General features: G+C 64.4%; 8 protein-coding genes and 1 pseudogene. 3 read left to right on the top strand and 6 right to left on the bottom strand.

What is annotated here, in order from left to right:
• The 3 genes and pseudogenes from ABW137_RS02970 to ABW137_RS02960 all read left to right on the top strand — a co-directional run.
• Window positions 1-93, top strand: a pseudogene (locus ABW137_RS02970) (alpha/beta fold hydrolase); the annotation flags it as partial.
• A 10-nt stretch (window positions 94-103) separates the two neighbouring features.
• Window positions 104-1,195: an NADH:flavin oxidoreductase/NADH oxidase gene (locus ABW137_RS02965; protein WP_526396727.1), complete on the top strand. Its 1,092-nt coding sequence runs from the start codon at window positions 104-106 to the stop codon at window positions 1,193-1,195.
• The gene (locus ABW137_RS02960; protein WP_526396725.1) at window positions 1,152-2,369 is read left to right on the top strand and encodes an FAD-dependent monooxygenase; all 1,218 of its coding nucleotides are present in this window, start codon (window positions 1,152-1,154) and stop codon (window positions 2,367-2,369) included. The genes ABW137_RS02965 and ABW137_RS02960 overlap by 44 nt, the downstream gene beginning before the upstream one ends.
• A 150-nt stretch (window positions 2,370-2,519) precedes the next feature.
• Here the strand turns inward: ABW137_RS02960 and ABW137_RS02955 are convergent, their stop codons facing one another.
• Genes ABW137_RS02955 through ABW137_RS02930 form a run of 6 tightly spaced genes read right to left on the bottom strand, consistent with a single transcriptional unit; the run spans window position 2,520 to window position 8,510 of the window.
• Window positions 2,520-3,368 (bottom strand): fumarylacetoacetate hydrolase family protein, encoded by an 849-nt coding sequence (locus ABW137_RS02955; RefSeq protein WP_526396723.1) that lies wholly within the window; start codon window positions 3,366-3,368, stop codon window positions 2,520-2,522.
• Entirely contained in the window at window positions 3,350-4,150 is an 801-nt protein-coding gene (locus tag ABW137_RS02950) for an alpha/beta hydrolase (RefSeq protein ID WP_526396728.1), read from the bottom strand. Before ABW137_RS02950 ends, ABW137_RS02955 begins: the two co-directional genes overlap by 19 nt.
• 2 nt (window positions 4,151-4,152) lie before the next feature.
• Window positions 4,153-5,181 carry an NAD(P)-dependent alcohol dehydrogenase gene (locus ABW137_RS02945; protein WP_526396721.1) on the bottom strand — a complete coding sequence of 343 codons (1,029 nt, stop codon included), beginning with the start codon at window positions 5,179-5,181 and terminating at the stop codon, window positions 4,153-4,155.
• Window positions 5,178-6,464, bottom strand: coding sequence for an MFS transporter (locus tag ABW137_RS02940; protein ID WP_526396719.1), 1,287 nt, complete (start codon window positions 6,462-6,464; stop codon window positions 5,178-5,180). The genes ABW137_RS02945 and ABW137_RS02940 overlap by 4 nt, the downstream gene beginning before the upstream one ends.
• A 4-nt stretch (window positions 6,465-6,468) precedes the next feature.
• Complete coding sequence (locus ABW137_RS02935) at window positions 6,469-6,873, bottom strand: RidA family protein (protein WP_526396717.1); 405 nt, start codon at window positions 6,871-6,873, stop codon at window positions 6,469-6,471.
• Window positions 6,874-6,875: 2 nt separating this feature from the next.
• Window positions 6,876-8,510: an FAD-dependent oxidoreductase gene (locus ABW137_RS02930; RefSeq protein WP_526396715.1), complete on the bottom strand. Its 1,635-nt coding sequence runs from the start codon at window positions 8,508-8,510 to the stop codon at window positions 6,876-6,878.
• Window positions 8,511-8,593 lie beyond the last annotated feature (83 nt).

Raw genomic sequence — 8,593 nt, 5'->3', positions numbered from 1 at the left:
TTGAAGACCTACGCCGAGAACTTCCCGCACGGCATGCCCACCACGCATGCCGACGTCATCAACACCGACCTCCTCGAATTCCTCAAGGCGTGAGAGGGCCGTCATGCCGCACCTCTTCACTCCAATGACATTGCGCGACATCACCTACGCCCACCGTGCTTGGATGTCGCCGATGATGCAGTTCGCTGCTGTTTCCGAGGGTCCTAGGACGGGTTCTGCGACCGACTGGCATCTGCAGCACCTGGGCTCACGGGCGGTGGCTGGTGCCGCGCTAGTCATGGTCGAGGCCACCGCGGTGGATCCGCTGGGGCGGAGCAGCCACCATGATCTCGGGCTATGGACCGACCACCAGACACAGTCCTTCCGCCGCATCACCGACTTCCTCAAGGCTCACGGCGCGGTGCCTGGTATTCAGATCGTGCATGCGGGACGCAAGGGATCTACCGGCATTCCGTGGACTGACGATGCCCTGCCACCCCATCAGGACTGGACGACCGTTGGACCCAGCGAGGTGCCCTTCGGTCGACTTTCGGCTCCCACCGAGCTGAGCATTGACGACATCGCAGCCATTGTTGATGCGTTCGCATCTGCCGCCCGTAGGGCCGTCGACGCCGGATTTCAGACACTGGAAATACACGGCGCGCATGGCTATTTGATCCATCAGTTTCTCTCACCGCACTCCAATCACCGCCGCGATCAGTACGGCGGCCCCCTGGAACATCGCATGCGCTTTGCGTTGGAAGTGGTCGAAGCAGTCCGGTCGAAATGGCCCGACGACCTGCCTCTTTTCTTCCGCGTTTCGGCCACTGACTGGCTGGCCGGCGACACCGATGACGATCGTCCCGGGTGGACGCTGGCCGACACTCTTGAACTGGCCGACAGACTCAAGCGGCTCGGGGTCGACCTGATCGACGTCTCCTCAGGAGGATCAGCACCTGACGCCGCTATCCCGGTCTCGCCCAGCTATCAGGTCCCGTTCGCGGCACGCATCCGCAAGGAGATCGACATTCCGACCGCCGCAGTAGGTCTCATTACCGAACCCGACCAGGCGGACGCCATCATCGGCGATGGAGAGGCCGACGCGGTGTTCTTGGCCCGAGTGCTGCTGCGCAACCCGGCCTGGATCCGGCAAGCCGCCGACCACCTCGGCCATGAACTGCCCCACCCGGTGCGCTACTCGCGGGCGTTCCGCTGAGATGCGCACCCTGATCATCGGCGGGTCACTGGGGGGCCTGGCCTGCGCCCACGAAATGCGTTCCACCGCAGCAGACGTCGCTGTTTACGAACGATCAGTGGACCGCACCCAGCCACGCGGCGCGGGTATCGTCATGCAGCGGGAGGTCGCCGACCTGCTCGCCCAAATCGGGCGGTCGGTGCCCTCGGTCAGCGTCTTGCTCGCCGAACGCCAACAGCTGCACCGCCACGATGAGCCGCACCGGTATACGGCTCCGCAGTGGATGACCGCCTGGGACACGCTGTATCACGCACTGCGCGACCCTCTCGGCGACCTGTGCATGCGAATGGACAGCACGCTCACTGGGCTCACCCGCGATGGCGGTGAAGTCACCGCGACGTTCGCCGACGGCTACTCGTCGACCGGCGACATCGTGGTAGGCGCCGACGGAATCGGCTCCACCGTCCGCCGGTTGCTCACCGGACGCGACGACCTCCGCTATAGCGGCTACGTGGCGTTTCGAGGGCTCGAACCCGAGGCCGACCTGCCCGAGGAAGTGGTGAATCTACTCGCCGAGCGGTTCACCATGTTCGCCGTGCGCGGCCTGCAAATGCTGTGCTACCTCGTGCCAGGGCTCACCGGTGAGACTTCGCCGGGTCAGCGTCGGGTGAACTGGGTCTGGTACGTCAACACCGACGAAGTGCGGATGGATCAGCTCATGACCGGACGCAGCGGCCAACGTTTCGACCAGTTCCTGCCGCCCGGAGAGCTCAGCGACGACTCCCAGACCGCCCTGCGCGACCTGGCGGATCAGCAACTGCCGCAACCGTTCATCAACCTGATCAAGCACTCACGGGTCTTTCTGCAGCCGGTGTACGACCTTGCCCCGGCCCGAATGATGGCCGATCACGTGGCCTTGATCGGTGATGCCGCCGGTACGGTGCGACCGCACACGGCCTCGGGTACCTCGAAGGCGCTTGGCGACGCCGCCGGGTTGGCGGCAGCCCTGGCCGACTGGGAACCCGGACGGCCCTTGGCCGAGGACTCGATTCAGGCTTGGGAACGCTCCCGATTGAGCCACCTGCAATCAGTGGCGCGATCGGGGATCCAGCTGGCCCGCCAATCCGGTCTCGGACCCGAAGGCCCGCAGTACCTGAAGATCGGTGCGAAAACCACTCGGCGGCAACGCGGGTGAGTCCAGCCCACTGCCTTTTGAGATCAGCGTGCCGGGCGTCATGGCTGTCGCAGACGTTCGGTTGGGCTCGATCAAACGCATCAACTGAATCTGGATCGGAAACGGGCCTCGGGCACAACACCGGGATTCAGTCAGATACGCCCTAATTGACTAACGCACGGTGACGGCGTGCAGCATTTCGCCAACTCCGTCGATACGGGTGCGCAGAGCATCGCCGGGTTGGAGATATCGCGGTGGAGTCCGGCCCATGCCGACACCCGCTGGGGTGCCGGTGAAGATGAGATCGCCTGGGTAGAGGGTGCATACCGCCGAGATGCGCTCGATCAGCGTGGGGATCGACATGAGCATCTGATCGGTGGTCGCGTCCTGGACGAGCTCGTCATTGACCCAACATCTGAGCCGGAGCGGGTCACTGCCTGCGATCTCATCGAGGGTAACCAGGGCTGGACCCGTCGGCCCGTAGCCAGGGAAACTCTTGCCCAGGGAGAACTGGGGGTATGGTCCGCTCATCTGGACCTCGCGGTCGCTGAGATCTTGGCCCACCATCAGGCCGGCAACGTGATCCCAGGCTGTGTCCGCGGTGACCTTCGTCGCCTCGATGCCGATCGCAGCCACGAGTTCCACTTCCCAGTCGACGGCCGAGCCGCTCAGCATGATGTGGCCGTGGGGCCCGGTCAGGGATGTGGCGAACTTGGTGAACAGCGGGGGAATGCCGCCGCTAGTGCCGACCATGCCAGTTTCAGCCGCGTGCTCGGCGTAGTTCAATCCGATTGCAAATACCTGCCGGGGTTGGGGGATGGGAGCACCCAGTTCCTCTGGGCTGTAGTCCCTGCTCGTGGTGAACTCGGACTGCGCACTAGCCCACGCGACGAAGTCTGGCCACTGTTGATACAGACTCATGGGGTCCGGCCCGAAGGCGCCGGCGCTGGCCTGCGCGATGTCCACCGCTTCATCCCGGCACAACAGGTGGGCCCGGCCGTTCAGGTTTGCGATACGCACGTCATCTCCTTGAGGAATCGCACTACGGGGTCGACTAGTTCGGGGGCAGCGAACCGCGCGTCGGCGTGCACTGCGCCTTTGACGATGTTCAGGGTGGAAACTCCGCCGGCGGCCAGGATGGCCTGATGCACTTGGACGCTCTGACTGAGGTCAACGTGTCGATCTGCGTCGCCATGGCTGACGTGCACGGGCGGTAGATGAGCTGCGTGGGACACGGCACGAGACACCGACGCCTCGGCTAGGGCGTCATCATCAAGATCGACGAAAAACGATCGAAGCGACGGGGCCTCGGCAGGATTGATCAGCGGATAGTGCAGTACGAGAGCCGACAGGTGCACCGCGGCTTGGTCGCTGAAAGCGGCGCGCGCCATGAGATATGCCCCGGCCGAGCTGCCCCAACCCGCAATAAGACGTTGGTCCAGGTTGTAGGTGGCTGCGTTGTCGCGCACCCACCGGATCGCTGCGAGCGTGTCGAAAAGCGCAGCCGGATAACCGGCTTCGTTGCTGAGGCGATAGTCGATCGATGCAACGGCAAATCCGTGCCGGGGAAGCTGAGCCCACGGACCCATCTCCTTGGTCCCCACGGAGAAGCCGCCGCCGTGGGCATAGATGACCACCGGGGTCGAAGCGGCGACGTCGGCGGGGACGTGCAAATCGAGCGTCAGCGGGCGCCAACCAGGAAGGACTTCGTACTTCACACCGAGATACGACAGCGCGTGATCGAAGATCTGAACCGGTTTCGGGGCCAGCAGTCCGGGGTCGGCCAACTCGTAGGCGTTCATGCTCACGGAACCAGGACGGCTCGGCCGCGGATCCGCTCGTTGGCGAGGTCATCGAAGGCCGACGCCGCGTCCTCCAGTGGATAAGGGTGGCTGTGCAGCGCCACCCTGCCCGAGTGCGAGAGCTCCATCAGCTCCACCAGCTCCCGGTAACTACCAACGCTGTTGCCGACTACCGTCTTCTGTCCGAGCACGAAATCGGCAGTGCGGGCCCGCAATTCGCCGCCATACCCGATGATGTAGTGCGAGCCGCCGGACGCCGTCATTGCCCACGCATCCTGCTCAGCACCGCCTTCGGCGACGAAGTCGAACACGACGTCGGCACCCCGGCCTCGTGTCATGTCCTTGACGTGCTCGACATGGGATCCGTCTGCGGTGATCGTGGCATCCGCGCCGATACTCTGTGCCAGCTCGAGCGCGGCACCGTTTGTGTCGACTGCGATGATTCTCGTGGCCGTCAATGCCGCTAGAGCTTGAATGCCTATGTGCCCCAGCCCACCGACTCCCTGGACGACGGCAGTTGTTCCGGGCGGGAGAAGCGGAATCGCCTTCCGCACAGCGTGGTAGGCCGTCAGTCCAGCGTCGGCCAGGGCGGCAACGTCAGCGGGGTTGGTGTCCGGGGACAACTTGACACACGCCCTGGCCGTGGTCCGCAGGTACTCCGCCATGCCACCGTCATGGTTGGAGACCCCTGGAAAGACTGCGCTGTCACAGGACATGTCATTACCGCAGCGACACCCCATGCACAGCCCGCAGGACGGTTGAGGATGCACGATCACCGCGTCCCCCACTGCGACGTTGGTGACGCCCTGCCCAACCTCTTCGATCCACCCGGCGTTCTCGTGGCCGAGGGTATACGGCAGCCGTGGTTGCATTGCTTCCTGCCATTGCCCCTCGATGATGTGGAGATCGGTACGGCACACCCCGGCACCACCGATGCGCACGATGACATCCAAGGGTCCGGACAGCGTCGGATCGGGCACTTCCTCGACCGATGGGGTCTTGTGGTAATCCTGAAGCTGCACGGCCCTCATGAATGGCTCCCTTCGCGAGACGGGTCTTGATCTGGAATACGGGGGCTGCGTTGACCGATGGGATTTCCGCGGTTTCGGGTGACGATCAACAGCACGGCTCCAGCCGCGACGAGCATCGGCCAGGCGACGAGTTGAAAGAGTGCGTCCGGGCGCCACCCGGTGTCCAGCAGCACCCCGGCCACTACCGGGGCGACGAGCGCCCCGATCCGGCCCACCCCCATGGCCAACCCCATACCGGTCGCCCGGATCGACGTCGAATAGAGCTCAGGACCGATGGAATGTAGTCCTGCCGCCGCAGAATTGACGAACAAGCCGATGACGACCGTCGCCATCAGTGTCGCGGCTACCGAGCTGAGTGCAAATGTCATGCCGAAGAAGGCCAGTCCCGCGGCCACGAATGCGACGACGGTGAGCGACGCCCGGGATGCCTTCAAGGCCAGAGCTGCGAATGCCAGCGTTCCGACGATGCCGCCGACGTTGAGCAGCACACCGGCTCCCACACTCTGCTGACCGGAGAACCCGGACTGCTCGAGTAGTCGAGGTGTCCAGCTGGCGGCGAAGTAGAAGCCACCCATCAGCACGAAGTACGCCAACCAGAGCGATACCGAGGTGGCCACGGTGCGCGAGCCGAAGATCGACCGCGCATGGGTTCGTGATTCATCGGATGTTTGGGCATCGTGGTTGCGCGATTGTCGTGATTCGGGCATCACCGCAGCCACCACCGCCACCAAACCCATTGTGAGCACGGCACCTACGACGAAGGGCGCTCGCCAACCGTGCTGCTCCACCAGGAGGGCGGCAACGGCCCCGCCGAGGATTCCGCCCGCCGGGAGTCCGGCTGCGTAAAGCGCGATCATGGTGCCCCGCAGGCGCTGTGGTGTGAGCTCGGTGATGATCACCGGAAGGCTCGCCACCGTCGCGCCGACGCCCAGTCCGGTGAGTACCCGGCCGAAACCCATTACGGCGGCGTTGGGAGCAGCCGCCGCGACGACCATTCCGCCTGCGCACATGACGAGCGCGGCGGTTGTCACGACGCGACGGCCGAATAGGTCGGCGAGGGGAGCGATGAAGACCGATCCCAGCGCCATTCCGCCCAGCCCGCAGCTGAGCAGGAGGCCAACTGCCGACTCGCTGAGCGACCACTGCTCGGCGACCCCACTTGCCGCGTACGCCATCACCAGAACGTCGAAGCCTTCGACTACGTTGATGAACAGGCACAGACCGACGACCGCCGCATTGAAGCGGGTCAATTTGGCGCCGCGCGTCGAGAGTTGTTCGGTCATCCCGTCATCCCACGCACGCCGTGGCGTCGATCTCGACGAGGAGATCGGGCCGCACCAAACTCTTGACGATCAACAGTGTGTTGGGCGGGTATTCACCCGGGCGGTAATGGGCCGAGAAGAACGCCCGCCGTGCGGCGTAGAACTCGGGGATGAGGTCGGCGGACGTCAGATAGGTCACGAACCGCACGACGTGCCGAAGCGAGAGTTCGACAGACGCAAGCGCTGTGATGATGTTTTCGTAGGCGCGAGAGGTCTGGCTGGTCACGTCCGGTCCGACGACGGCGTTGTCCTGGTCGAGGCCACACTGGCCGGCGACGAACACGAGTCCGCCGGCTTGGGACACGTGGGTATACGAACTCAAGGGCTCGCTGAGTTCATCGGGGTTGCCGTAGACGGGCAGGGTGGGCATCGTTAACTCCTCGAAGTGAGTGCCGAGATGGGGCTAGATTCGCTGCTGCGGGTGCCACCGGCGAGCACTGTTGCCAGCGCGCAACGCAGTTCGTCGGCCTCACCGGTTGTCTTCGCCCGCCAGGCCACGTGACCGTCGGGACGCACCAGTACGGCACCATTGCGCTCGATGGACACCGGCCCCAGCAAGTGCGGCAGCCGCTTGACCTGGAGCGCCGTGGTGACGGTCGCGGCGAGCGCCTCGCCGATCCGCTGCCATTCGTCGGCGTCCGGGCCGCATACCAGCACGAACGACGTGTCGAACCAGTCGATGGTGGATTCTGTTTCTTCGGCGTCGATCCAGAAGTGCGGGAACCGTGCCCCGGGCCGGTCGGTCGGCCAATACCGTTGTGCGTCATGCGCTGGCACCACTGAGCCGTCGTCGACGATCGCTCCGTCGGTGTAGATGTAGCCCATGGATTGGCCATCGCTGTGGAGTTGGTTGTCTTGTTCGCGCAGAAGTTGCCGCCACGTCTCAGGATCCTCGTCACGACGGTCGAAAGCCTGTTCCATCTTGTTGATGCGGTGCTGGTTTCCAACTGCGAAGGCGGTATTGGACTGTGCTACCGGGCGACGTTCAGCTTCGTAGGTGTCCAGCAAGGCGTCTCCGCTGTTGCTGGCGAGCACCGCAGCCAGCTTCCACGCAAGGTTGTGCGCGTCCTGAACACCTGAGTTCAGACCGTTGCCGCCAGCTGTGGGGAAACGGTGCGCCGCATCTCCGACGAGAAACACTCTGCCCACGCGGAACTGTTGCGCGACTTGAGCACTCATCTTCCAGTTCATGACATTGATGCGCTCCACGTCGAGGTCGGGCATACCCCATTGCTCGCGCACCGCCTCGACCAGTCGGGCCTCCGACATGGGCTCTTCACCATCGGCCAGTTTCTGCACCGACAGCCAGCGGTCACCGGTGGGTCCAGTGGCCAGGACGATGGTGTCCTCTTTCGCGCGGTCGCGCGGTCGCACGAAGAATCCGATTGCGCTGCGCACGTGGGGGAGGTGACCCACGTCGGCGCGGTAATAGTGGTTGGCCATCAGAGCCATCTGCTCCGGTCCATCCATCACCACTCCGAGGTGATCGCGCACTCGACTGGATGCCCCGTCGCACCCGATCACGTACTGCGCGCGCACACTGTAGGTGTGGTCATCGGCGACCCGGTGCAGTCGGACAGTGACACCTTCGGCATCCTGCTCGAAGTCCACGAGTTCCGTTGACCGCTCGACCCGCGCTCGCCGGCAGCTCGCGAGCTTGTCGTCGAGCGCCTCCTCCACCGCGTCCTGCGGGACGATGGAACGCGGCGCGGGAGTGTTGGTGGTCGGGGCAGGCTGGGTGTAGGCCACCAGCGGGCCGCTGAGGCTTTCACACCAACAGGCCACGTCGGATTCCTGCGGGAGGCCCGCCCGTCGAACCCGTTCCTCAATACCCCACACTCGGAACTGCTCCATCGTGCGGGCATGGCAGCCCCGGGATTTCGGATGGGCTGTGGTGGTCGGTCTGCGCTCGACCAGCAAACTGTCAATGCCGAATCGGTCGAGCAGCAGGGCCATACTCATTCCTGCTGGCCCCCCGCCGGCGATCAGCACGGGTACGTTCAACATAAACGGAGTCCTGTCAGTCGACGTAGGAGACGCGATCCTTGCAACGGTCGTCGTCGAGTTCGGGTAGCACTACGACGCGCTCT

The sequence above is a fragment of the Mycobacterium sp. genome (assembly GCF_040509115.1).
Lineage (GTDB): Bacteria > Actinomycetota > Actinomycetes > Mycobacteriales > Mycobacteriaceae > Mycobacterium.
The sequence above is the reverse complement of the archived record's forward strand: the minus strand, read 5'-3'. Positions and strand labels throughout refer to the sequence as shown.